The 23,208-nt window shown below is 70.9% G+C and carries 23 protein-coding genes; 2 read left to right on the forward strand and 21 right to left on the reverse strand.

Annotated features, from left to right (window positions below; genetic code table 11):
- Positions 1-7 precede the first annotated feature (7 nt).
- Genes menC through ABD143_RS22345 form a run of 8 tightly spaced genes read right to left on the reverse strand, consistent with a single transcriptional unit; the run spans position 8 to position 9,259 of the window.
- Positions 8-1,117 (reverse strand): o-succinylbenzoate synthase, encoded by a 1,110-nt coding sequence (gene menC / locus ABD143_RS22310; protein WP_343981671.1) that lies wholly within the window; start codon positions 1,115-1,117, stop codon positions 8-10.
- Complete coding sequence (locus ABD143_RS22315; protein WP_343981674.1) at positions 1,114-2,250, reverse strand: M20 family metallopeptidase; 1,137 nt, start codon at positions 2,248-2,250, stop codon at positions 1,114-1,116. The genes menC and ABD143_RS22315 overlap by 4 nt, the downstream gene beginning before the upstream one ends.
- Complete coding sequence (locus ABD143_RS22320; protein ID WP_343981677.1) at positions 2,243-3,046, reverse strand: GNAT family N-acetyltransferase; 804 nt, start codon at positions 3,044-3,046, stop codon at positions 2,243-2,245. The genes ABD143_RS22315 and ABD143_RS22320 overlap by 8 nt, the downstream gene beginning before the upstream one ends.
- Positions 3,043-4,632: an N-acyl-D-amino-acid deacylase family protein gene (locus tag ABD143_RS22325; RefSeq protein ID WP_343981680.1), complete on the reverse strand. Its 1,590-nt coding sequence runs from the start codon at positions 4,630-4,632 to the stop codon at positions 3,043-3,045. The genes ABD143_RS22320 and ABD143_RS22325 overlap by 4 nt, the downstream gene beginning before the upstream one ends.
- Complete coding sequence (locus tag ABD143_RS22330; RefSeq protein ID WP_343981683.1) at positions 4,629-5,552, reverse strand: serine hydrolase; 924 nt, start codon at positions 5,550-5,552, stop codon at positions 4,629-4,631. The genes ABD143_RS22325 and ABD143_RS22330 overlap by 4 nt, the downstream gene beginning before the upstream one ends.
- On the reverse strand, positions 5,549-6,682 hold the full coding sequence (locus tag ABD143_RS22335; RefSeq protein ID WP_343981686.1) for a sugar ABC transporter substrate-binding protein: 1,134 nt from the start codon (positions 6,680-6,682) through the stop codon (positions 5,549-5,551). The genes ABD143_RS22330 and ABD143_RS22335 overlap by 4 nt, the downstream gene beginning before the upstream one ends.
- A gap of 49 nt (positions 6,683-6,731) precedes the next feature.
- The gene (locus tag ABD143_RS22340; protein WP_343981689.1) at positions 6,732-7,754 is read right to left on the reverse strand and encodes an ABC transporter permease; all 1,023 of its coding nucleotides are present in this window, start codon (positions 7,752-7,754) and stop codon (positions 6,732-6,734) included.
- Positions 7,751-9,259, reverse strand: a complete 1,509-nt coding sequence (locus tag ABD143_RS22345; RefSeq protein WP_343981692.1) for a sugar ABC transporter ATP-binding protein — start codon at positions 9,257-9,259, stop codon at positions 7,751-7,753. Before ABD143_RS22345 ends, ABD143_RS22340 begins: the two co-directional genes overlap by 4 nt.
- 510 nt (positions 9,260-9,769) lie before the next feature.
- On the opposite strand from ABD143_RS22345, the gene ABD143_RS22350 reads away from it, so the two are divergent.
- The gene (locus ABD143_RS22350; RefSeq protein WP_343981695.1) at positions 9,770-10,237 is read left to right on the forward strand and encodes a hypothetical protein; all 468 of its coding nucleotides are present in this window, start codon (positions 9,770-9,772) and stop codon (positions 10,235-10,237) included.
- 1 nt (position 10,238) lies between these two features.
- Here the strand turns inward: ABD143_RS22350 and ABD143_RS22355 are convergent, their stop codons facing one another.
- The 4 genes from ABD143_RS22355 to ABD143_RS22370 all read right to left on the reverse strand — a co-directional run bounded on the left by ABD143_RS22355 (position 10,239) and on the right by ABD143_RS22370 (position 13,145).
- On the reverse strand, positions 10,239-11,096 hold the full coding sequence (locus ABD143_RS22355) for an amidohydrolase family protein (protein ID WP_343981698.1): 858 nt from the start codon (positions 11,094-11,096) through the stop codon (positions 10,239-10,241).
- A gap of 23 nt (positions 11,097-11,119) precedes the next feature.
- Complete coding sequence (locus ABD143_RS22360; protein WP_343981701.1) at positions 11,120-11,590, reverse strand: MSMEG_0567/Sll0786 family nitrogen starvation N-acetyltransferase; 471 nt, start codon at positions 11,588-11,590, stop codon at positions 11,120-11,122.
- A complete protein-coding gene (locus ABD143_RS22365) occupies positions 11,587-12,756 on the reverse strand; it encodes an MSMEG_0568 family radical SAM protein (RefSeq protein ID WP_343981703.1) in 1,170 nt (389 codons plus the stop codon). Before ABD143_RS22365 ends, ABD143_RS22360 begins: the two co-directional genes overlap by 4 nt.
- Before the next feature lie 68 nt (positions 12,757-12,824).
- Entirely contained in the window at positions 12,825-13,145 is a 321-nt protein-coding gene (locus ABD143_RS22370) for a hypothetical protein (RefSeq protein WP_343981706.1), read from the reverse strand.
- Positions 13,146-13,210: 65 nt separating this feature from the next.
- Between ABD143_RS22370 and ABD143_RS22375 the strand changes: the two genes are divergently transcribed.
- A complete protein-coding gene (locus ABD143_RS22375) occupies positions 13,211-14,356 on the forward strand; it encodes an MSMEG_0565 family glycosyltransferase (RefSeq protein ID WP_343981709.1) in 1,146 nt (381 codons plus the stop codon).
- A gap of 48 nt (positions 14,357-14,404) precedes the next feature.
- Here ABD143_RS22375 and ABD143_RS22380 read toward each other — a convergent pair whose 3' ends face one another.
- From ABD143_RS22380 to ABD143_RS22420, 9 genes are all read right to left on the reverse strand, one after another.
- Positions 14,405-14,893 carry an MSMEG_0572/Sll0783 family nitrogen starvation response protein gene (locus ABD143_RS22380; RefSeq protein WP_343981712.1) on the reverse strand — a complete coding sequence of 163 codons (489 nt, stop codon included), beginning with the start codon at positions 14,891-14,893 and terminating at the stop codon, positions 14,405-14,407.
- A gap of 80 nt (positions 14,894-14,973) precedes the next feature.
- Complete coding sequence (locus ABD143_RS22385; RefSeq protein ID WP_343981715.1) at positions 14,974-15,234, reverse strand: hypothetical protein; 261 nt, start codon at positions 15,232-15,234, stop codon at positions 14,974-14,976.
- Between the two features lies 1 nt (position 15,235).
- Complete coding sequence (locus tag ABD143_RS22390) at positions 15,236-16,570, reverse strand: FAD-dependent oxidoreductase (RefSeq protein ID WP_343981718.1); 1,335 nt, start codon at positions 16,568-16,570, stop codon at positions 15,236-15,238.
- Positions 16,571-16,725: 155 nt separating this feature from the next.
- Positions 16,726-17,523 (reverse strand): oxamate carbamoyltransferase subunit AllH family protein, encoded by a 798-nt coding sequence (locus ABD143_RS22395; protein WP_343981721.1) that lies wholly within the window; start codon positions 17,521-17,523, stop codon positions 16,726-16,728.
- Entirely contained in the window at positions 17,520-19,031 is a 1,512-nt protein-coding gene (argH, locus tag ABD143_RS22400) for an argininosuccinate lyase (protein WP_343981724.1), read from the reverse strand. The genes ABD143_RS22395 and argH overlap by 4 nt, the downstream gene beginning before the upstream one ends.
- The gene (locus tag ABD143_RS22405) at positions 19,028-19,975 is read right to left on the reverse strand and encodes a 1-aminocyclopropane-1-carboxylate deaminase/D-cysteine desulfhydrase (protein WP_343981727.1); all 948 of its coding nucleotides are present in this window, start codon (positions 19,973-19,975) and stop codon (positions 19,028-19,030) included. Before ABD143_RS22405 ends, argH begins: the two co-directional genes overlap by 4 nt.
- Entirely contained in the window at positions 19,972-21,297 is a 1,326-nt protein-coding gene (locus ABD143_RS22410; RefSeq protein ID WP_343981729.1) for a class-II fumarase/aspartase family protein, read from the reverse strand. The genes ABD143_RS22405 and ABD143_RS22410 overlap by 4 nt, the downstream gene beginning before the upstream one ends.
- Positions 21,282-22,190: an XcbA family protein gene (locus ABD143_RS22415; RefSeq protein WP_343981732.1), complete on the reverse strand. Its 909-nt coding sequence runs from the start codon at positions 22,188-22,190 to the stop codon at positions 21,282-21,284. Before ABD143_RS22415 ends, ABD143_RS22410 begins: the two co-directional genes overlap by 16 nt.
- A complete protein-coding gene (locus ABD143_RS22420) occupies positions 22,190-22,954 on the reverse strand; it encodes a phosphosulfolactate synthase (RefSeq protein ID WP_343981734.1) in 765 nt (254 codons plus the stop codon). Before ABD143_RS22420 ends, ABD143_RS22415 begins: the two co-directional genes overlap by 1 nt.
- Positions 22,955-23,208 lie beyond the last annotated feature (254 nt).

A 23,208-nucleotide genomic window follows, 5' to 3' on the forward strand; every position in this document is an offset into this window, starting at 1 on the left:
CTAGTGCTCACCGCGCCGCGAGTTCCTCCCGGCTCGTCGTCACCGCGTCCAGGACGTCCATCCGGGGCAGCACACCGATACCCGGCCCCTGCGGCACCGCGAGCCGGCCGTCCTGCAGCACGAAGGGCTCGGTGATGTCCTCCCGGTAGTAGCGGCTCGACGCGGACGTGTCGCCGGGAAGCGTGAAGCCGGGCAACGACGCCAGGGCGACATTGGCTGCACGACCGAGCCCGGTCTCCAGCATGCCGCCGCACCAGACCGGGACGGCCAGGGCCACACATACGTCGTGCACCCGCGCCGCCTCCAGGTAACCGCCGACCCGCCCGGCCTTGATGTTCACCACGGTGCAGGCACCGCGCCGGATGGCGTCGGCGGCCGAGGCGGCAGACACCACCGACTCGTCGAGGCAGACCGGGGTGCTGATCGCCTCGGCGAGCACCCGGTGCGACTCGATGTCCTCCTCGTCGAAGGGTTGCTCGATCAACAGGAGGCCGAACTCATCGAAGCGGGCCAGGTGTCGCACGTCGGCGGCGGTGTAGGCGGTGTTCGCGTCGACCTGCAGCAGCAGTTCCTCGCCGAACTCGGCACGGACGGCCGCCACTGGCTCGATGTCCCATCCCGGCTCGACCTTCAACTTGATCCTGCGGTATCCCTCCTCGACGTAGCCGCGCACCTCGTCGAGCAGGGCGGGCACCGACGCCGCGATGCCGACCGACACGCCGCAGTCCACGCGGTCGCGGGTGCCGCCGAGGTAGGTGGCCATGGACATCGAGGCGGCCCGCAGCTCTGCGTCGAGCAGGGCCGTTTCCAGCGCCGCCTTCGCCATGCGGTGGCCCACTACCGAGGACGTCCGCTCGGCCAGCCTCCGCGTCGAGCTCAGCGGTGCCGTCAGCACCTGGGGCACCAGGTAGTCGCGCAACACCTGGTGGGCACCGGACACGTACTCGCTGCTGTACACCGGGTCCGACAGCGCGACGCACTCGCCCCAACCCTCACCGACGTCGGTCACCACGCGGACCAGCAGGATGTCCCGCTCGGTCTGCGTGCCGAACGAGGTGCGGAACGGCCGGACCAGAGGTATGGCGATGCGTCGTAGTTCGACCAGCTCGATCTTCACGTGTGGACCTCCGTCTGTTCGTCAGCCGCTGACAGGACCACCAGCAGGCGGGTGACGAGCGCGGCCCGCTCCGCCAGCGCCGGCACCAGAACGCGCTCGCCGGGTGCGTGCGCCCCGTGGCCGACCGCGCCCAGCCCGTCAAGGGTCGGCACGCCGAGACCGGCGGTGAAGTTGCCGTCCGACGCGCCGCCGACCGCGCGACCCGCCGGCAGGGCGAACCCCAACTCCTCGGCGCATCGGGCCGCCAGGCCCATCAGAGAAGCCGATGCGGCGACCTCCAGCGGCGGTCGGTTCACCCCGCCGAGCAGGTCGAGGGTGGCACCGGAGAGTGTCGGGGTGAGGGAACGCAGGGCGGTGTCCACCCGGTCCTGCTCCGCCGCGCTCCAGGCCCGGACGTCGAGGGCCACCTCCGCAGCCGCGGGAACGGTGTTGGCCGTCGACCCGGCCCGGGCCACCGTCGGGGTCACGGTCGTGCCGGCTCTGGGGTCCGCGAGACCCTCCAGGACGGCGACCTGCGCCGCGAGCTCCACCAGCGCGTTGATCCCGGCCTCCGGCTCGAGCCCGGCATGGCTGGCCCGACCGTGCACCTGCAGTCGGTACATCGACACGCCCTTGCGGGCGGTCTTGGGTGCGCCGTCCGCGCTCGGCTCCAGCACCAGGACAGCCCGGGCCCGCCTTGCCTCGCGCTCGATGAGCCCACGCGACGTGGGGGAGCCGATCTCCTCGTCACTAGTGATGAGGAGATCGACGTCCCGGGCGCGGGACGCGCGCATCGCCTGCAGTCCCTGTAGCAGCCCGGCCTTCATGTCGAAGACGCCGGGCCCGGTGGCCCAGTCGCCGTCGACGGTGAACGGCCAGTGGGCCGTGGTCCCGGCCGGCCAGACCGTGTCCAGGTGCGCCAGCAGGAGCACCGGGCGCTCCGCGCCCGAGCGCAGCAGCAGGTGCGGGCGTCCCTCGACGTCCACGCGCTGCGGCGACTCGCCCAGGAACTCCCGCACCAGGTCGGCGACGACGTCGGCGCAGGACCGGACGAGCGCCAGGTCCTCGCTCGGCGACTCGGCCATCACCAGGCGCTCCAGATGATCGAGCAGGGCACCGGGCTCGTCGGTGCCCGCCCGCGCGCGTTCAGTCACTCTCGCCCCCGCGCGGGCCGGTCTCCGGCTGGAACGCATAGCCGCCACTCGCCCAGACCGGCCGCATCCCGGCGTCCCACAGCTCGGCGATCTCCCGGCGGACCCGCTCGCGCCATGACCCGGCCGCGGCCGGGTCTTCCCGCCGCATCCTGTCGTAGTCCTCCGGGAGGCGGACGAACCGGGTGGCGGCGCCTGGGGTCACGGGGGGGCCGCCGAGAGCGGCGGTAGCGGTAGGGGACCCGAGCGCCCAGCTCACCTCGAACCGGTCGCTCCGGTCCCCGGCGTTGACGATGTCGTCCATCTCCCCGTAGAAGTCGGGCCCGTAGTCCACGACCCTGGCCCCGAGCTTGGCGAGGTTGAAGTAGGCGTTGCGTCGTACGAGCGGGTCGTAGGTCCAGCGGATCTCGTCGATGCCGTTGCCCAGACAGACGGCGCGCTGCCACAGCTTGAGTGCGTAGCCCACGCCTGATGCACGGACACCGGGCCGGACGGCGGTCATGTGCGAGTGCAGGTGCATGCCGCCCTTCCAGCCGAGGAAGCCCACGCAGGCGCCGACGGGGAGGCCGTCGCGCACGGCGGATGCCACCGTGGCCCCGGCGTGCGCCATGGCCATCAGGAGGTTGGCCTGCACGCGCTGGGCCGGACCCCAGACGCTGGCGAGAACGTCCTGTACCCCGCCGATGTCGTCCAGAGTGGCGGGGCGGATCTCCACATCCGCCGCGCGGGCGGCCGCGTCGGCTTCGTGCGACGCCCCGTCGACCAGCGTCCCCGCGATCTCCGATCCGGCAGTCCTCACCGCGACGGAACCAGACGGGCACCGGCACGTTCTCCGACGTAGGTTCCTCCGTCGACGACCAGCCGGCCGCCGACCAGCACGTCGAGAATCCCCACTGCGGGGCGGATCGGGTCGTCGTAGTCGGCCTGGTCGTGGACGGTCCCCGGATCGAGCACGACCAGGTCGGCGATCGCGCCCGGGCGCACCTCGCCCCGCGCATCGAGCCCGAACCGCCGGGCAGGAAGCGACGTCATCTTCCGGATCGCCTCCTCGAGGGTGAGGACGCCGGTCTCCCGCACGTACCGGCTCAGCACCCGGGGGAAGGTGCCCCACATCCGGGGATGCGGGCGACCGCCTCCGCCAGGCGGCAGGCCGTCGGAGCCGATCATCGTGAATGGGTGCAGGAGGGCCTCCACGAGGTCCTCCTCGCGCATCGAGAAGACGATCATGCTGGCTTCCAGCTCTTCGCCCCGGAGGACGTCGACCAGCGCCTGGAACGGTTCCACCCCCATCCCGTCGGCGATCTGCTGCAGGCTCCTGCCGTCGTACTCGTGACTGCGGCTCGATGCCACGACGATGCCGGCCCAGCCGCAGGCGGCAACGTGGTTCTCCCAGGTCCCGTCATCGGACTCGATGTCGCGGCGCAACTGCGACAGCGCGGCCGGATCCCCCAGACGACGCAGCAGGGCGGGATTGCCGCCCTCCTGGAACCACGGGGGCAGGGTCGCGGTGAGCATCGTGCTTCCGGCCAGGTAGGGGTAGACGTCGTGGGTCACGTCGACGCCGCCCGCCCGGGCGTCGTCGAGCAGTTGCAGGACCTCACCCATCCGGCCCCAGACGGCCCGGCCGGCGGCCTTGAGATGGGAGACCTGCACCGGCCGGCCACTGACCTCGCCAACCCGGATCGCCTCGGCGACGCTGTCCAGCAGCATGCGTCCCTCGCCGCGCATGTGCGTCACGTACGGGCTGCCGGGCGGAAGGGTCTTCGCCAGCGCGTGGATCTCGCCGTCCTCGGCGAACAGCCCGGGTGGATAGATCAGCCCGCTCGACAGCCCGAAAGCCCCCGCGCCGAAGGCCTCCTCGGCCGAGTAGCGCATGGCGGCCAGCTGCTGATCGTCCGGCGCGCCGTCCGCCATTCCCATGGCAGCGACGCGCAGCGCGTGGTGGCCCACCAGCGGTGCGTAGTTCGTGACGTAGCCCGCGGCGTCGGTCGCCTCGAATAGCTCGGCCAGGCTGCTCCAGGGCGCATCCACCGGCGGAAAGATGCGCCCCATGAGGCCGCGCAGGGCCTCGCGGTGCGAGTCGTCGATCGGCGCGAGACTGAAACCGCAGTTGCCGACCACCTCGGTGGTGACGCCTTGGGTGATCTTCGACTGGTCGTCCTCGGCCAGCAGTGGCGCGTTGTCGGCGTGCGAGTGCACGTCGATGAAACCGGGGCACAGCACGGCGCCACCAAGCTCGCGCGATGTGGCGCCGTCGTCGCGGAGCCGGCCCGGCTCCGTGACCTGCGCGATCAGGCTCCCGTCGACGAGGACGTCGGCCGGTCGGGCGGGGGCGCCCGTTCCGTCGACCAGGAGGCCACCGGTGAACAGGATCCGCGTGCTCACTGAGCCCCCTGCCGCAAGACCTCGTACGCCGTCGGCACGACCGGAGGCGGCCCGGCATCGGCCGGCCACCAGTGCTCGACGAGGAGGCGGCCGACCAGACCGTTCAGCACCGAGCCCTCCGCCTCGGGGAGGAACGAGGTGTCGGCGGCCTCGTGGTTGGCCATGGCGTAGGTGAAGCCGCCCCCTGTGCCGAACCGCACGATGCCCGCGTCGACGCGCGTACCGGTGAAGAAGCCGGTCTTGCTCGCCACCGTGAGCGGCGCGGCCAGTCCCAGCTCCCGCGCGTAGGGGTTGGCCAGCGTGTACCGCATGGCCTGGTCGAGGTACTGCTGGGTGGACAGGATCTCCTCGGCGGTGGCGCTCACCGTCGGGCTGAACGCCTGCCGGGTGGCGATCAGCCGGCCCAGTTCGCAGAGTTCCCGGACGCTGGCCTCACCGAGGCGCCGCACGTCCTCGCCGATGACCTCGAAGTCCACAAAGTTGTGCAGCCGGATCGTGTTCAGCCCCAACTCCGCCATGGCGACGTTCACCGGTTCCGGGCCGCCGAGCAGGTCGAGCACCTTGTTGGTCGCGGTGTTGTCGCTGACGTTGATCATCAGGGTTGCGACGTCACGGACGGTCGGCTGGAGTCCGCCGCCGAAGACCTTCAGGACGCCCGAGCCCCCGACGCGCTCACTCTCCCGCAGCGTGACCCGGGTGTCGAGGTCGAGCCGGCCCGCTTCCGCTGCCCGCAGCAGGGCGAGGAGTATCGGCTCCTTGATCACGCTCGCCGTCGGCATCACGACGTCCGGTCGCCAGTCCACCCGCTCGCCCGTGGACAGGTCCACCGCCGACACCGCCAGCTGTCCTGAGAAGCGCTCCGCGAGCTCGGCGATGGCCCCCACGACGTCCTTCGTCCCTGCCAGGTCGTCGTCGATCACAGGCCGGCCACCCCACGCACGTACTGCAGGACGCCACTCTGGTCGAGGAACTCGTTGTCCGGCACCAGAGGGGGCAGCTTCGAGACCGCGGCGCTGCCCGGCGCGTGGTACTCGTCGACGGTCGTCTTGTCGAGCACGATCTGCGGCAGGGGCGTGACGTCGGCGGGCGGCTTGGCGCCCTCCGCCACGGCCTTCGCCATCGCCGCGGCATAGGCGCCCCACCACGAGACGAAGATGTCGCCCTCGGCGACCCAGCGCGGGTCCTCGCGCAGCGCGGTGATCCCGGTCTCGTCGCCGCCGAGCCCGCCGATGAGAAGGACGTCGTCGCCACCCCGGCCGGCGTCCTCCAGAGCACGCAGCGCGCCGGTGGTCGAGTCGTTGTTGACCGTGTACAGGATGATGTTGTTGCCGGCCGGGATGCTGGGCAGCAGGTTGGTGACGGCCTCGAACGATGGTTGCAGCGTCGAGGCGCCCTCGAACTGGATGGCGTTCGCGCCGATCGTCGTCGTGGTGGGCGTGATCGTCGTCGGGTCGACCTCCTCCAGGCCGAGGATCGGCGCGATGGTCGAGTAGAAGTACCGCACGCAGTCGTTCACCTGCTCACCGGACGCCGCGTTCTGGCCGATGAGCACGGTCGTGTTCGAGGCGTTCCATCCTCGCTCGGCGGCGGCCCGGCCGATGATCTCCGCGGTCTGCTCGCCCAACGCCCGGTTGTCGATGTTGAGGAAGTCGCAGGCCTCGGTGTCGAGGTTGACCGACACGCAGGGGATCCTTCCGTCGGCCAGGATCTGGGACACGCCCTGGGTCGCCGCGGACACCGGGTACACGACGATCGCGTCCGGCTGGTCCTGGACCATGAGCTGCGCGTTTTGCGACATCTTCGCGGCGTCGCCGGCATTGTCGTACCACTTGAGTTCGAGGCCGGAGTCGCCTCGGGAGATGACGTCGTCCAGGTTGGTGTGGATGACGCGGAACAGCGGCGCCGCTTCGGTGAAGTTGGCGAAGCTGATCTTGAAGGCGTCACCCGACGGCCCGGCGGCTCCCGAGGAGCCGCCGCCGCAGGCGGTTAGGAGCAGGAGGGCGGCCGCGGCAGCCGCGGTAGCCGCGGGAAAGCGGGTCGACAGGCTCATCAGGGGTCCTCTCGATGAAGGGACACGAGGTCTCGGTACTCGCGAGCGGTCAGGACGCCGCGCGGCGTGAGCTGCGGAACTGGCTGATGCCAACGGCGACGAGGAGCACGGCTCCGGTGGCCATCGTCTGGTAGAAGGATGGGACGCTGAGGATGGCCATACCGTTGGCCAGGGCACCGAGGATGAGCACGCCGATGACAGTGCCGGGGACCCCGCCGACGCCCCCGGACAGCGCCGCGCCGCCCAAGATCACCGCAGTGATCGACTGCAGCCCGCTGTTGGTCCCGGCCGTACCGGACCCGGTGAGCAGCTGGCTCGCCAGGACCGCCCCGGCGAGTGCGGCGAGGGCACCGGACACGACGTAGACGATCACCGTCACGCCATCCACCCGGATCCCGGCCAGCCGCGCGGCCTGCTTGTTCCCGCCGACGGCGTAGAGCTGGCGGCCGTAGCTGGTGTAGCGCAGGACCAGGAAGACGACCACGGCGAGGCCCAGGAAGATCCACACGTGGTTGTTGACGTCGAACAGCTGCCGTCGGGTGAGGACGCCGTCTGCGACGTCGACGAACGGGACCTGCACCCCGTCGGCGAGGGTGAGCGCGAGCCCGCCCGTCACCGACAACGTGCCCAGCGTCGCGATGAGCGGGTTGATCCGGGCCTTGGCGATAAGCAGGCCGTTGACCACCCCCCAGACACCGCCCGCGGCGAGGACCAGCACCACAGCAGGGAGGACGCCGTAGTCGGCGTTCACCAGCAGCGCGAAGCCGACGCCGCCGAGCGGCACGATGCCGCCCACCGACAGGTCGAAGCCGCCCGAGACGAGGGCGAACAACTGGCCGAGGGACACGATGCCGATGACGCTGGCGTTGACGAGGATGTTCACCGCGTTCCGCGACGTCAGGAAGTCCGGGTCCCGCGAGGTGAAATACGCGGCGACCAGGACGAGGAAGCCGAACAGCAACAGCGTCTGCAGAGCGCCCTCGCTGAGCCCGAGCCGCCTGCGTGGGGAAGGGCCCGCGCCGGGGGCGCCCACAGCCGGGTCGCCGACCGGTGCGCCGGTCGTGGTCTTCATTCGGGACCTCCTGCTGCCTGCAGCGCTTCGGGCTGGGACGCATGGGTGGGGTGGGTGATCTCGTGCACGATCCGGCCGTCCCGGACGACCAGTAGCCGGTCGCTCAGGCCGACGGCCTCCTCGACGTCGGAGGTGACGAGCAGCTGGCCGGTGCCCTCGTCGGCCAGCGCCCGCAGCAGGCGATGCAGCTCCAGGCGCGCACCGACGTCCACGCCCCGGGTCGGCTCCTGGAGGACGAGTACCTTCGGCTTGGCCGCCAACCGGCTGCCGACCAGCACCTTCTGCTGGTTGCCGCCAGAGAGCTCGCCCACCGGCTGGGTGAGGCTGCGGGCCCGAAGCTGCACCTGCTCGGCGAGACCCGCCGCGGCAGCTGCTTCCCGTCGTCGCCGGACGACGCCGAGCCGGGTCAAGGACCGCAGGACCGCCAGTGACAGGGACTGGACGATGGGCAGGATGGCCACCAGCCCCTGGGACTTGCGATCGGCCGGGACGTAGGAGATGCCGGCGCGGTGCGCTGCCAGCGGCGTGGAGAGGTGCCGCAGGGGACGTCCGGAGACCACGGTGCCCCCGGTGACGTCGGCGTGCAGGCCACCGAGCGTCTCGGCGATCGTCTCCGCGCCGGAACCGCGGACCCCGTACAGGCCGACGATCTCTCCTTCGCCGACGACCAGAGACACGTCCCGCAGGGCCGGGATCCGGTCGCGATGCCAGCCGGTGAGCTCAAGGACGGGCCGGCTTTGGGGTCGTGCCTCGCTCGAGAAGTCGATCTCCTCCGGTGGTCGGCCGAGCATGTGCTCGATCACCTCGCGGGGCGAGGTGTCGCGGACCGGTGACGACGACACGAGCCGCCCGTTGCGCAACACGTGCGCGGTGTCGCAGACCCGGAAGACCTCGTCGAGCCGATGGCTGATGTAGAGCACCGCCACGCCTCGGGCGGCGAGTGTCGTCGTGAGCTGCAGCAGCTGGTCGCTGTCGCGTGAGGACAGCGCGGCCGTCGGCTCGTCGAGTAACAGGATGCGGGAGCGCCGCGCCAGCGCCTTGAGGATCTCGACCTGCTGTTGTTGTGCGAGAGGGAGGGAGTCCATCGACCGGTCCAGCGGCAGGTCCAGGTCGAAGGTCTGGGCCTCGTCCTGGGCCCGGCGCCGGATCGCGCGAGGACTCGTCGACCCCAGCCGGCCCGGCAGCCGGCCCAGGCAGATGTTCTCCGCCACGGTCAGGCGCGGAACGTAGATGAGCTCCTGGGGCATGAAGGAGATGCCCTGCAGGAGCGCCGATCGCGGACTGGCGAAGGTCACCGGCCGCCCGTCCACGGCGACAGTGCCGTGATCAGGGGAGATGGCTCCGGCGAGGACCTTGGCCATGGTGGATTTGCCGGCGCCGTTCTCCCCGAGGAGCGCTGCCACCTCGCCCCGGCGGAGGCTGAACGAGACGCTCTCGAGGACCCGTTGACGCCCGTACTGCTTGCCGAGGCCATCGACCGACAAGGCAGGAGTTCCTGCGTCCATGGCACCTCCAGGAAGCCGACTGAGGCTTCAATCCTGGTGGCGTCGACGACTCTCGATCTATGTCCTCCAGACCCGATACGGGACCGTCCTGTCGTCGCGCCGGACAGAAGATGTCGAAGCTGTGAACGGGGCATTACAGCCGTTCGGGCGCCGGCCAAGGAGGGCCAAATCCCGGTCGTGATGTGGTCGCGGTTGCCGCGGCTGCGCTGACTGTCGCTGTGGGCCGGGAGGTCCGCCACGAGGAGGTCCCGATCAGCGCGATCGGACCAGCGCTGACATGCGGGCGATGTGGGAGTTCCTACGTGTCAGGTCAACCTCGCGGCCCTGCGTCGCCGGCTGCCCGACATCGGCTGGACCCCCTTTGCCAGCTGGGCCGAGCAGGCCTTCCACGACGAGTCCCAGCAGTGAGGATCCCCTCTGGCCTAGGCGCAACCCCCTGGCGGTTCGCGCGTCCTGTTCTTATCGACCTCACCCGTGGGGCGGGTGGTCGAGGGCACATGGGGGTGCGCCGTGAAGGTCAGCGTGTTGGCTTGGCTACTGGTGGCTGCTGCGGCGACGGTGTCCGTGCTCGCGGGGGAAGTCGGCCGCGCGGAGGAGGCCGGGACCGCGCAGCAGCCGGTGTCGGCCGTCGTCGCCGGCGGCGACGAGCGTGAGATGGCCGAGGCGAGGCTGGGGGACTTCCGGGTGGCCGTGACCGCGACCCGGGAGCCCGACGAGGACGCGATTCCGACGGCGAGCGTGCGCCTGACCGTCGAGGAGCAGGTGGACGGCGCGTGGGTGCACGTCGACCGAGAGCTGGTCGGGGAGCGGGGCGGGTGGTTCTGGTACCCGCTCACCGGCCGCGGGGCGGTCTGCCTGCTGACCGTCGGTGACACTCCCGCCCGGCGGACAGAGCTGAGCCTGCTGCTCTCGCCCAGCCTGGGGTGCTCGCCGACCTACCGATTCGAGTTGCGTGCCGGTCAACTCGTGGCGGTCTGATTCAGGACCGATACAGCTCCTCGAAGTTCCGGTGCATGATCCGGTCCTTGAGTTCGTCGCTCGCCGGGGCGCCCCAGATCTTCCAGTACTCCCCCCAGAAATCGCTCCACGGCTCGTCGGAGGCGAACAGCACCCGGTCTGCGCCGACACCCCGCCGCTCGATCTCGGTCATCAGCCAGCGCGGCCCGAAACCGATCGTCCAACTTGTGTCGCAGTACAGCTTGTAGCCCTGCTCCACCCAGTCCAGGAACTGCGGGACGAGCTTGATGTGCCCGCTCACCCCGCCGCCGAAGTGCACCAGGTGGATCTTCACGCGCTTGCCGTACTTCTCGATGAGCGGCACGAAGTTGTTGATGTCGGAGTTGCCGCCCGCGCTGGTGTGGAAGTGAAACACCAGGTCGTGGCGCTCGACGGCGTCGAAACACGCGTCGGCGATCCGCTCGGTCTCCTCGTCCCAGGTGTTCGGGTCGGGGTTGCCGCCCAGCAGGAACGTCGTCTTCAGTGCGACGATGCCGGGCTCGCCGAGCAGTTTCAGCGTCTGGAGCGTGCGCTCCTCGTTCACCGGCAGGAACGACACCCATAGCCCGCCGACCAGCCGGTCGCTGTGCTGCACGGCGTCCAGCACGAGCTCGTTCAACGAGAACGGCTGCGCCTGGACCGGGATGCCGTAGTTGGGCAGCACGAGTCCGCGTTCGACGCCGACGCCGTCCATGTGCTTGATGTAGTCGTTCGGGCTCGCGAACTCGTAGACGGTCGGCTTGACCGGTTCCCTGAGGTTGTAGAACTTCCACGCCTCCATCTCGCCGATATGGCTGTGCGCGTCGATTACCTGGCCTCGAACTTTTTCTGTCGGCGCCATCGGCTCTCCTTGTGGTCGGAGCCTCAGAGGGAAATTCGCACCGGAACGTGGGGGTGCCCGCAGTAGCTCTCCTCCGGGCCGTCGCGCAGCCAGCCAAGGCGCTCGAAGAACTGGAGGTTCGGCGGCTGGATGTGCGCGACCATCTCCGACCCGCCGCGAGCGCCCGCCGTCGCGACCGCGAACCGGACCAGCAGCGCGCCGACGTTGTGCGTGCGGAACTCGGGCCGGACCCCGAGCCGGTCGCCCTGCCACAGCCCGATGGCCGGGTCGAGCTCGTACAACCGCACCGATCCGGCCGGAATCGCCCGGTAGCAGCCGAGCACCCGCAGCACGCCTGGCTGCCCGTCGCGGGCGTCCAGGTCGGTGCCGGGAAAGATGCACTGCTCCTGCACGAACACCTCGTGCCGGATCCGGTGGTGCTCGGCCAGCTCCAGGTCGGATTCCGCGATCCGGATGCTGGTGTGCGCGATGTCCAGTGCCAGCTGCGATCTCATGCTGTGCCCTCCGCGTCCGGCGGCCGGGAGCCGATCTGCAGTGTCTTGAACAGGTTCATCGCCGAGCAGGCCTGGCACCGGGCACAGCCCGCGCCGGCGCCCCGCGCGTCCAGCCCGCGTGCGACCAGGTACGGCACGACGCGGCGGTAGATCCGCTCCGCGTACTCCCCGGTGGGCGGCGCGGCATCCTCCAACAGACTGCCCGCGACCGGGCGCAGCGGCACCACGAACGGGTAGACGCCGATGTCGATCGCCCGCCGGCAGCCGCGCACGATCAGGTCCGGGTCCTCGCCCATGCCGAGGATGACGTAGGTCGACACCTTGCCCCGCCCGAATACCTCGACGGCGCGTTCCCATGTGCGGAAGTAGTAGTCGATGCCTGTGCGCGCCTTTGCGGGCGCGACGTGCGCCAGTACCGCCGGGTCGAACGTCTCGACGTGGATTCCGACCGCGTCGATGCCCAGGTCGCGCACCTCGTCCAGCACCGACAGATCGCGCGGCGGCTCGAACTGCACCTCGACCGGGAGCGCGGCCGCCTCTTTGATCGCGTTGCCGCAGCGCGCGACGTAGCGGGCGCCGCGGTCCGGGGCATTGGAACTACCGGTGGTCAGCGTGGCGTCGACCGCGCTGTCCAACTCCTTGGCGGCAACGGCGACCTCGGCGAGCTGCTGCGGCGTCTTGCGGACGATCGTGCGGCCGGAGGCCAACGAGACCTCGATGCCGCAGAACTTGCACTGGTCGGCGTTGCCCCAGTACGCGCAGGTCTGCACGACGGTGCTGGCCAGGGAGTCCAGGTGCAGCAGCGCGATCTTCCAGTAGGGGACGCCGTCTGCGGTCTGGAGGTCGTAGTAGCGGGGGCGCTTGGTGCGCGACGCGGTGGCCAGCCGGACGCCGTCGCGGTAGATGCCGTCCGAGTCGTCCTCGGCGCGCAGCACATATGGCGACTCGGCGGCCCGCGCGCCCTCGGTCGGGACGGTGACCGGCACGCCGTCGATCCACAGCATCCCGGAGTCCGACGGGCCGGCGCCGCCGCGGCGGGTCTCGATCGGAACCTCGACCCGCAAGCCGACGCTCTGCAGCTCGGCCACCAACGTGCCGAGCGCACCGGGCGGCAGCGCGCCGCCGTCAACCGCGCCGCGGCGTGGCTCCTCCAATGCCTTGGTCACGTCCAGCCCACCTCGTCTCGTCTGTGGGAACCGCCAGCGCTGTTCGAACCACTAGCGCTGTTCGAACCTCAGTTGCCGACCTTGAGCTCGACGCTGCGCAACATGCACGCCGCCGAGACGACGCTGGTGCGGTCGGCGGCCAGCGGCCCGCGGGATCCCGTCCCGACCAGCTCGAGCACGTCGTCGTCGGCCTCGGCCTGCAGTAACTCGGCCTCGCTGGTGCATCGGGTGCGCAGCGCGGCCAGCACACGTCCGACCGCCTCGACAACGTCCATGTAGGCGTCGGTGTCGGTCATCGCCAGCGGGTAGATCCGCTCCTCGGCGGCGCGCCAGCGGACGCGGGCGAATGCGAGGTTCGGCTGCTCGTCCCGCCTGCGCTCCATATCCACCTCCGCAACCTCGTATTTCTACTATAGTTTACGCAGTATCCATGATGAGTGATAGAGGGAGCGGAATGGGGCCGCAGCCCGGGGTCGCCCTTACGACGTACTCGACCAAGCCCCGCGGCGGGGTCGTGCACACGCTGTCGCTGGCGCAGGCGTTGCACCGGCAGGGCTGCGGCGTCCACGTCGTTGCGCTCGGTGATCCGGGGAAGGGGTTCTTCCGTCCGGTCGACGTGCCGCACACGATCGTCTCTGCCCCGCAGGGGGGCGAGACGCTGGAGGAACGGGTCTTCGCCGCGATCGACGCGATGGCGGACTGGCTGGACGAGAACGCGCGGCGGTTTCGCATCGTGCACACCCAGGACTGCATCTCCTGCCGCGCCGCGGCCCGAGTGCGTGACGCCGGCGCGCCGATCACCGTGCTGCGCACCGTGCACCACGTCGACGACTTCACGACGCCGGCCCTGATCAACTGCCAACATCAGGCGATCGTCGAGCCGGACGGGCTGGTCGTCGTGAGCGAGCAATGGCGCTCCATCCTGCGCTCGGACTTTCGCGTGGACGCGACCGTGATCCACAACGGCGTCGACCCGGCCCGGTTCGGACCGATCGATCCCGCGCGCCGCGCCCGGCTGCGGGACACCGTCGGCGCAACGGACCGGTTCCTGCTGCTGTCGGTCGGCGGCGTCGAGCCGCGCAAAGGCTCGGTGCACCTGTTCCGGGCCCTCGGGCGGCTGCGCGAGCGGATGGATCCGTCGCCGGTGCTGGTCGTGGTCGGCGGTGAGTCGTTCCAGGACTACACCGCCTACCGCGACACCGCGGTCGCCGAGCTGGACGAGCTCGGCCTGCGGCTGGGCGACGACGTGCACATCCTTGGCCCGGTCTCCGACGACGAGCTGCACGGCTGGTACCGCTCCGCCGACGCCCTGGCCTTCCCGTCGATCAAGGAGGGCTGGGGGATGGCGGTGCTGGAGGCGATGTGTGCTGACCTGCCCGTCGTCGCCAGCGACCTGCCGGTGTTCCGCGAGTACCTCACCGATGGCGTGACCGCGTTGCTGCCGGCCGCCGGGGACCACGTCGCCCTGGCCTGCGCGCTGGAGCGGGTCGCGGCCGACGCCGGGCTGCGTGCGTCGCTCCGGTCGGCCGCCCGCGACCTGTTGCCCAGGTTCACCTGGGACCGCGCGGCGCACGAGCATCGCCGGCTCTGGGGCTTGTGAACGGCTGACAACTGCGGTGGCAGTGGCAGCCGTCCACGAGCCGCAGCTTCAGACCGTCCAGGTGTTGAGCTGGAAGGCGCCTGCCCGCCACGCGGCGAGCGCGGCGTCCAGCACGTCCAGCGGGTTGAACGCCTTCACACCCGGGATCAGGTCGTCCTCGCGGAACCCGTACAGCGCACCCATCGCGAACCGACAGGCGTAGACGTGGCCGCCTTCCTTCAGGATCGTCTTGAGCTGGTTGTTGATCGCCAGGTGGCCGGGGAAGGCCTCGTCGCCGACGCCGGGGTAACCGCGGGTCCCGGACGCCATCAGCACGCCGGGGCCGTACAGGACGATCGATACGTCGAAGCCCTTGCGAATCAGCCGGGTCGCCGTCAGGAGGTTGACCAGGCCCACCGAACCCTCGTAGGGCACGGTGTGCATGAAGACGAAGGCCTTCTCGCCAGGAGTGGCCTTGATGTCCTCGAAGATCTTCTCCTCTGCGTCGAACAGACGCTCGCCTTCGGCGGGCAGCTCTGTGGTGATTGTCTTCGGCATCGATGCTCACCTCGCTGGTTTCTCTTCTGATGTTGTCCTCAGTGGAGGGTTTGAAGCCCGTCCGGCCTGCGCGGCCGGGGTCAGACCGCGGGGCGGGTAGGTCGTGGGGGCGGCGGCCAGGAGCGGCGATGGCTGCCCGGCATCATCGCCATGATCCGGCGCCGAAGCGCCCAGGGCAGCAGCCGGTAGATCGGCGCGAAGAGCCCCCGCCAGAACCACTCGCGCGGGCCGTGCGCCGTGCGCGGGCGGTTGGCGCCCTCGTGCTTCCGCGCGACCCGGGCCTGTGCGGAGACCATCAGGTAGTGCTCGGAGTTCGTCCGCAGCCACCGCGCGAAGGCCATCTCAGCCCGTCCCGTGGGTTTCCACACCGTTGGTGGCCGCCAGCACGATCGGCTCGTTCAGCGCGCCGATCGCGGGGGAGTAGACGTTCTCCATCGAGGCCAGGTCGCGCATCGTCAGTCCGAACTTGATCGCGGTGGCCAGGAAGTCGGCACGCTCCTTGATTCCCTCGCCGCCGACCATCTGCGCCCCGATCAGTTTCAACGACTTCGGCTCGGCGATCAGCTTGACCTTCACCGGCTTGACCCCCGGGAAGTAGCGGGCCCGGGAGATCCCCTGTGCCTGCCCCACGACGTGCGGGATACCCAGTGCGGTCGCCGTCGTCTCGCCGAACGAAGCGCCGCCGATGATCCACTTGCCTGCCGGGGTGGCCCACGGGATATAGACCGGTTGGTAGTTCTTCGTGCCGCCGCCGGCGTTCGTCCCGGCGACCTTCCCCTGGGCGTACGCGTGGCTGCCGGTCAGGCCTTGCAGGCCGATTCCGCTGACCCCGTGCGGCAGCTCGGCGACGTCGCCAGCGGCGTACACCCCCGGCGTCGAGGTCGCCATCGTCTGGTCCACGACGACGCCGCCGGTCGAGCCGAGTTCGAGCCCGGCCTCGGCGGCAAGGGCGTTGTTGGGGACTTTGTGCGTGGCGATCACCGCGACGTCGGCGGGTAGCTCGCCCTCCGAGGTCTGCACGGCGCGGATCCGGCCCTCGCCGAGGAAGGCCTTGAGGTCGGTGTTGAAGTGCAGCGTCGCGCCCATCTCGCGCCAGGACTCCTCGACCGGAGCCATGATGTCGGGATCGGCGACGTCGGCGAGCGCCCACGGGTTGGGGTCGATCAGATGGGTCTCGATGCCGCGGTGGGCCAGGGCCGTGACCATCTCCACGCCCAGCGGGGTGGCATGCACGACCACGGCGTGCTTGACCGTGTCGAGGATCTTGTCCCACTCCATCGCGCGGCGGATGTTCTTGACGTAGTACAGGCCGTCCAGGTCGCTGCCCGGCACGTCCGGGTCGGCGTAGTCGAACCCGGTGGCGAGAACCAGCCGGTCCCACCTCACGGTGCCCTCGCGTTCGACGTGCACGACCTTGTCGTGGATGTCGATCCCGTTCACCCGGGTCTCGTAGCGGATGTCGATCCCGGCCCGGACGTAGGCCTCCTTCTCGGCCAGGAACAGCGACTGGAAGTCGTCGATCTCCTTGCCGTGTACGTACGGGATGCCGCACGGGCTGTAGGCGACGTCCTCGAACTCGGTATAGACGATCACCTCGTTGTTCTTGTCGACGGCCTTCACCCCGCCGGCGGCGCCGATACCGGCCGCCCCGCCACCGATGATGACCGTCCTCGGCACGAGCACCTCCTCGTGTCAAACCGAAGCAAGTAACGCCGTGTAGTATCAATTACGGCAATTTACTATACTAAACGTCGACGGCGTGTCACGGAAGACCTAGGAGGGTCCTGAACGACTCCGCCCGTAGCGAGCGTCGCGCAGTAGGGCCGAGTTGTTCAGGGCGCTCCTAGCCGTGGTAGGTGGCGCAGGCCGAGGGCGAGGCCGTATGCGAGGTCGGCGCCGGAGCTCGCCCCGATCGCGCGCAGCCGGGCCGCCGCGCGGCGGGTGGCCGCGCGGTCGCCGGCCGCGGCCGTGGCGAGCAGGTCGTGGACCGGCGCGATGCACTGGCCGCGGGCTGCCCAGCGCAGGAAGCTCGCGGCGATGTCGTTGGTGCGCGCCTGCGCGGCCGCATGCTCGCGCTCAGCAGGTGAAGCGACGCCGAACGCCGCCGCGATGAGGAGCAAACCTGCGAGGACGTCGTCGCCTGCCGGGGTCAGACCGCTGCCGCGGCCGCCGAGCACCGCGGCGGCGATGCCGAGGTCGCCACGAGCGAGCACTCCGGCATGGTCGGGCCAGACGGCGGGGACGTCGCCGGTGAGCAGCGAGGCGGGTGGGAGGTCGGCAACGGCGTCCAGCAGCAACGTCGCGCCTGCATGGAGATCCGCGACGGGCGGGAGCGTCGCCCGGTAGGTCGGGGCCTGCAGGTCGAGGGTCCAGCCCTGGGCGACGAGCTGCGCGCCATGACGGTCAACCGGCTCGCCCGGCACCGCGGCCGGCAGCTCGCGGCAGCGAACGTGGACCGGCCCGGCGTCGACCGCGGGCCCGGTCAGGCAGATCACCCCGCTGTCCAGCCGCACGTACGCCGCCGCCGGGAACGTGGCCAGGATGTCGCCACGGGCGGCTACCCGAAGCACCTCGGCCGCGCCGACACCGACCTGCAGCGCGGCGACCGCCATCGCGACACGGCCGGTCACGGCTGCTCGTCCGCCGGAGCATCGATCACCGCGCGGGCGGCGCGCATCAGCTCGTTCTCGGCGCGGTCGAACCGGGCGGCGGCCCGTGCCGCGTCCGCGTCGATCTTGTCCAACACCGGCCCGATCTGGCTGATCATGTCCGTCAGTGCCTGCGGGGCGGCGCCCCCCTGCGCGGTGCGCGACTGCACGATCTGCCACGGGTCGAGCACCGCCGACAAGTCCCGCCCGGCGAGGCCCCACGATCGGCCCGTGTGGGCCACCGCAGCCGCGTCCAGCATCGCCCCGGTGATCTCGACCCCGGGGACGCCGGCCCGGCTGGCCGCCCGCACCGCGTTGCCGACCACGACATAGGCGGTGCGATAGTCCACCGTGCATGTCTGGACGAGGTACTCGGCCAGGTCGGTCGCCTGGGTGTAGCCGCGGCGAAGCTCCTCCACCATCCGGTCGGGGTTCACGGCGAGCGTGCCAACCACCCCGGTCATCAGGCGGGTGATCCGGATCGACAGGTCGAGCGCGCGCGGCACCTCGCCGTAGGCGAAGATCAGGTTGTCGCTGCGGGCGGACGGGCTCTTGGTCACCGCGAGGAACCCGGTCAGCCGTCCGATCATGATCCCGGAGGCGCCGCGCACGATCGACAGCGCGTACGGGTTGCGCTTCTGCGGCATCAGGATGCTCGCCCGGGTGTACGGGTCGGCGAGGTTGACGAAGTCGAACTCCGCGCTGGACCAGATCTCCAGGTCCTCGGCCAGCTTGGTGAAGTTGGTGAGCAGGCTGGCTGCGATCGCCAGGATGTGGATCAGCCCGTCGACCTGCCACATCGCGTCGCGGGTGTGCTGGATCAGCCCGTCGAAGCCCAGCGCGTCGGCGACGAACCTGCGGTCGTCCTGCAGCCGCGTTCCGTTGACGCAGCCCGCGCCTCCCGGGCTGCAGTCCACCCATTCCAGCTCGTCGAGCAGCCGCCGCGCGTCGCGGACCGTCGAATAGACGAACGACAGCAGGTAGTGCCCGAACGTCGACGGCTGGGCCTGCTGCAGGTAGGTCTGGTCCGGCATCAGGGTCCGGTCGTTGGCCGACGCCTGATCGGCGACCACGCGGCAGAATCGGACGGTCTCCGTGACGAGCTCGACCAGCTGGCGGCGCAGGTGCAGCCGCAGCGCTATTCGCGCGGCCTCGCGCCGCGGGCGCCCGGCGTGCAGCCAGCCGCCGACGTCGCCGAGCCGGGAGACGAAGTAGTGCTCCCGGGAGTTGTACGGCTCGCCGTACGCCGCGTCGTAGGGGAACTTCTCGGCGGGCAGCTCGGAGACCTCGACCAGCAGTCGCAGCAGCTCGCGCTGCGCGTGGGCCGGAATCAGCCCGCGGCGTCCGAGGTCCAGGACGTGCGCGATGTCGGCCAGGTTCATCCCGGCGTGCAGCACCGGCGCGTCGGCGTTCTCCAGGGCGAACCCGGACTCGACGAGCTCGGCGGCCGGTCCGCTCGTCGGTGGGCCACCCTCGCGCCGGCGGGTCACCGCGTCCGGCCGATCGCCGAGGCCAGGCCGCCGGTGTGCCAGTAGACGGCCGGCGCCCCGAGCCGACTTCGAGCAGAGCCCGCCCGGGCCAGCAGGGCGGCCATCGACTTGGCGGTATACGTGTCGTCCAACAGCAGCCCTTCCGCGGTCAGAGCGGTCGACGCCGCGACCAGATCGGCACGTTCGGGCAGCCCGAAGCCGGGGCCGATCGCATCGAGGAGCTCGAGTCTCCCCATGTCGGGCTGCGGCAGGCCGAGCTCGTCGGCGCAGGCGGTGGCCAGCCGGTGCAGGATCGGCGTGATCTCGCAGAGCGGGCGGCTGACCGACACGCCGAGAATCCGCCGGTGGGCCGGCCAGTCCGAGGCGCCGGCCAGCAGCCCGGCGCAGCTGCCACCCGAGCCGACGGCGATCACGACAAGTCGTGGGTCGGCGTCGCGCTCGGCGAGCTGGCGGTGCAGCTCGCCTGCCGCGGTGGCGAACCCGATCGCGCCAGTTGGCGTGGAGCCGCCGCGCGGCATCGGGTACGGCCGCCGGCCGGCCGCGGCCAGCTCGTCGGACAGCCGGCGGACCGCGTCGTCGAGCTGCGCGCGGTCGCCGTGCCCGAGCGGGTGCAGCTGTGCGCCGGCCCCGCAGGCGATCCGCAGGTTCGCCGAGTCCTGCTCACCGGCGATGACGAGCTCGCAGCCCAGCCCGCCGCAGGCCGCGGCGAGTGCCACGGCCTGCAGGAAGTTGGAGCCGGAGCTGCCGCCGGCGACGAGCACGTCGCAGCCGTCCCGCAGCGCCGCGCCGAGCAGGAACTCCATGGCGCGGGCCTTGTTGCCGGTCGTGCCGAACCCGGTCAGGTCGTCGCGCTTGATCAGGACCGGGCTCCCGGTCGCGAGCCGGGGCGCCGGCACCAGCGGCGTGGGAAGCACGGCGAGCGGGAACCGGGGCGGGCCGGTCATGAGGTGCCCCGGGCGACGACGTGGTCGATCATCAGCCCGGCGACGTGCACCGGGTCGCGGTCCAGCCAGGCCTTCACCTGGGCCGCGTCGGCCACGCCCAACTCGACCAGCCGGGCCTGCAGGCTCTCGCCGGTCGCCGGGGACTCCCGCAGCACCTCGTGCAGCAGCTGTTGGGCCCGGTGCTTGCCCAGCTGTGCCGAGAGCCCGGCGAGCACCTGCTCGACGAGCTGCTCGTCCGGCAGGTTGCGCAGCATCGCGGCGGGGTCGACCTCGAGCCCGGTGACGATCGTGCGGGCGGACTGCAGCGCGGCGCCGGTGAGCAGGCACACCTCGGGAAGCGCGATCCATTCGGCCTTCCAGCTGCGCCCGTCCCGCTCGTGCTGGCCGACCATGCCCTCCAGCAGCACCGTCGCCGAGGAGCGAGCCAGCCGAGCCAGCGTGTCCAGGTGCTCGGCCAGCTCGGGGTTGCGCTTCTGCGGCATGGTGATGCTGCTGACCGCGCCCGGGGTGGCGGGCTCGCGCAGCTCGCCGATCTCCGGGCGCTGCAGCTCGTAGACCTCGGCGCCGATCCGGGCCAGCGTCGCGCAGATCATCGCCAGCAGGTGGCCGAACTCGGCGATCCGGTCCCGGGCCGTGAGCCAGGAGATGCCGGGGTCGGCCAGCCCCAGCTCGGCGCACAGCGCGGCGCGCAGCCGCGGCCCGTCGGCACCGAAGAACGCCAGCGTGCCGACCGCCCCGGCCAGCTGGCCGACCGCCCACCGCGGCCCGCCGTGGCGCAGGCGCTCCCGGTGCCGGTGGATCTCGTCGGCCCAGGACGCGGCCTTGAGCCCGAAGGTGGTCGGCGCGCCGGGCTGGCCGTGCGTGCGGCCGGCCATCCGGGTGTCCCGATGCCGTGCCGCGAGGTCCAGCAGCGCCCGCTCGATCGCCGCGGTGTCGCGGGCGACGATCCGCGAGACCTCCCGCATCACCAGCCCGAACCAGGTGTCGGTCAGGTCCTGGACCGTCGCGCCGTAGTAGACGTACTCGCGGGCCTGCTCGCCGAGGATCCGCTGCAGGCCGTTGATCAGCCCGAGCGTCGAGTGGCCGGTCGCCCGGGTCTGCGCCGCAACCAGGTCGAGGTCCAGCGCGTCCACCCGGGCTCGCTGGGTGATCTCGGTCGCCGCGGCCGTCGGGATGATGCCCAGTCCGGCCTGGCAGCGCGCCAGCGCAGCGAGGATGTCCAGCCATGACTCAAGTCGACTCCGCTCGTCGAAGATCGCGCGCAGCTCGTCGGTGCCCCACAGGTGCGCGTACAGCGGCGAGTCGCTCAGACGCGCGCCCACGACGGCTCCCGCTGCGTAGCCAGCTCGGCGAGGGCCTGCCGGACCTGGTCCAGGGTCGAGCCCCACGGCACCGAGATCCACCCGTCGCCGCGTTCTGCACCGTCCTCGCGCAGGCAGCATTTGGTCAGCAGGCCGGCCTCGCTGCCGTCGTCGAGCCGGGCGGTGCGAAGCGGGCACAGATCGGCTCGCGTCACGTCCCGGCCGTAGAACCAGTGGTGGATCTGCTCGGACCGGGCGCAGCCGATGAGGGTCCATGCCTGGTCGGCGGGCCGTTCGTCCAGGTAGGACGTGGTCGCGCCGGAGATGCTGGCCCCGGAACCGCGGCACGGAAGCAGGTAGTGCGGTGCCGGGTGCGTTGCGGCCAGGTCAGTGAGCTGGACCAGCTCGGGGACCAGCGAGATCGGCGGCAGCTCCTCGGCGGTGGCGAGCACTCGGCTCGCCTGGTCGTGCAGCTTGGCGGGCAGCGGCGGGACGACCTCGCGGACCCGGATCCGGAGCGGCCGCGGGTCGACGATGAAGCTGACGTGCTCGTACCGGCCCTCCACCACGACGGCCCGCGCCCCGGGCGCTCGGCGTCCCGCGACCTCGGCGAGCGCGGACGGGACCGCGGTGTCGGCCTCCGGCTCGCGCACGAACTCGCAGTCGTCGATCCCGGCCAGCAGTTCGACCTCGGTGATCGGGCTGAACAGCTCCGCGTTGGAGCGCTTCGCGACGTGCAGCAGCGACGTGCCGCCGGGGCTGTGGACCACGATGAACCGGGTCCGCCGGTACGCCTCCCGGCCGACGAGGTGCGCGCGTAGCCCCTCGGCGTCCAGGTCACTGGAGGTGCGCGCAACCGAAACACCCCGATACGCCGCGGGGACGATGTTCGGTCCGGTCAGCCGCGCGAGCATTAGGCCGGGACGTGTGCGACGGAGATCGTGTCAGCGCGCAGCCCCAGCCGCAGCGTCTCGACCGCGACCACTTCGTCGAGCGCGACGTTGCCGAGGTTGACGTTGCTGCCCAGGTTGCGCACGAACCAGGCCTGCTGAGACTTGCGCGGGGCCTCGAACAGCACCGAGCCGAGGCCGACCGTCGACACCAGCGCGTCGATGATGTCGCGGCGCACCTCGCCGGATGGGTGGTAGATCCCGACGGTGCCGCTCTCCCGGCCCTCGGCGATGATCATCGCGGCACCGGCGGCCAAGTCGGCCGCAGCCTCGTCGGCCCACTCCTGCGGATCGGCGTGGGCGTCCGCGCGTTTGGACCCGACCTCGGCGTAGACGATGAACCGCTCCGCCGCGGTCGCGATCAGCCGGTGCTTCTCGGCCGGCGACATCTCCGCGATGCCGCGGGAGACCTCGACGCACGGGCAGCCGAGGGCGCTGGCCCAGTCCAGACACTCCACGGACCTGCCCTGCAGCCAGGCCAGTTCGAGCAGCGTGCCGCCGAGGCAGGCGCTGACGTCGTACGCGGCCAGGAGATCCAGCTTCTCCGGCAGTGCCTTGTCGATGTAGGCGGTACCCCAGCCGATCTTCCAGATGTCGACGAACTCACCGCCCGCGGCGAGCACCGCCCGCGCGGTGGCGGGATCGACGCCCTTGTCCAGCACGTGGGTGAGCCCGCTCGTTCGCGGCTTCTGCGGACGTTGCGGAAGATCGAGGAACTGAGGGCGCACCAGCCAATGCTAGTTCCCATACGACAGGATCGTCTACTATCGGAAACTCTGCGGGACGCAGTGAGATGGATATCTGAACAGCTCGACAGTTGTGCAGCCAGTCGCTGGTGGTAACGCAGCAGGTCAGGCACGGGCTCGTCGTCGAGACGTCAGCCGGCAACGCCTTGACGGTGGTACCGCCCGGGATGCAGACTGACGGGTCCTCTGAACACCTCTTCAGGTATGAGGTAGTCCGCCGGGCTCGTCTCGTGTCT

Origin of the sequence: Pseudonocardia aurantiaca, from assembly GCF_039526725.1 — a bacterium.
Classification (GTDB): domain Bacteria; phylum Actinomycetota; class Actinomycetes; order Mycobacteriales; family Pseudonocardiaceae; genus Pseudonocardia; species Pseudonocardia aurantiaca.

Excerpts from the sequence above, each read along its gene's own strand:
- ABD143_RS22375 (WP_343981709.1), top strand. The coding sequence starts at position 13,211 with ATGGGGCCGCAGCCCGGGGTCGCCCTTACGACGTACTCGACCAAGCCC.
- ABD143_RS22385 (WP_343981715.1), bottom strand. The coding sequence starts at position 15,234 with ATGGCCTTCGCGCGGTGGCTGCGGACGAACTCCGAGCACTACCTGATG.
- ABD143_RS22335 (WP_343981686.1), bottom strand. The coding sequence starts at position 6,682 with ATGAGCCTGTCGACCCGCTTTCCCGCGGCTACCGCGGCTGCCGCGGCC.
- ABD143_RS22405 (WP_343981727.1), bottom strand. The coding sequence starts at position 19,975 with ATGACCGGCCCGCCCCGGTTCCCGCTCGCCGTGCTTCCCACGCCGCTG.
- ABD143_RS22345 (WP_343981692.1), bottom strand. The coding sequence starts at position 9,259 with ATGGACGCAGGAACTCCTGCCTTGTCGGTCGATGGCCTCGGCAAGCAG.
- ABD143_RS22360 (WP_343981701.1), bottom strand. The coding sequence starts at position 11,590 with ATGAGATCGCAGCTGGCACTGGACATCGCGCACACCAGCATCCGGATC.
- ABD143_RS22415 (WP_343981732.1), bottom strand. The coding sequence starts at position 22,190 with ATGCTCGCGCGGCTGACCGGACCGAACATCGTCCCCGCGGCGTATCGG.
- ABD143_RS22355 (WP_343981698.1), bottom strand. The coding sequence starts at position 11,096 with ATGGCGCCGACAGAAAAAGTTCGAGGCCAGGTAATCGACGCGCACAGC.
- ABD143_RS22380 (WP_343981712.1), bottom strand. The coding sequence starts at position 14,893 with ATGCCGAAGACAATCACCACAGAGCTGCCCGCCGAAGGCGAGCGTCTG.
- ABD143_RS22340 (WP_343981689.1), bottom strand. The coding sequence starts at position 7,754 with ATGAAGACCACGACCGGCGCACCGGTCGGCGACCCGGCTGTGGGCGCC.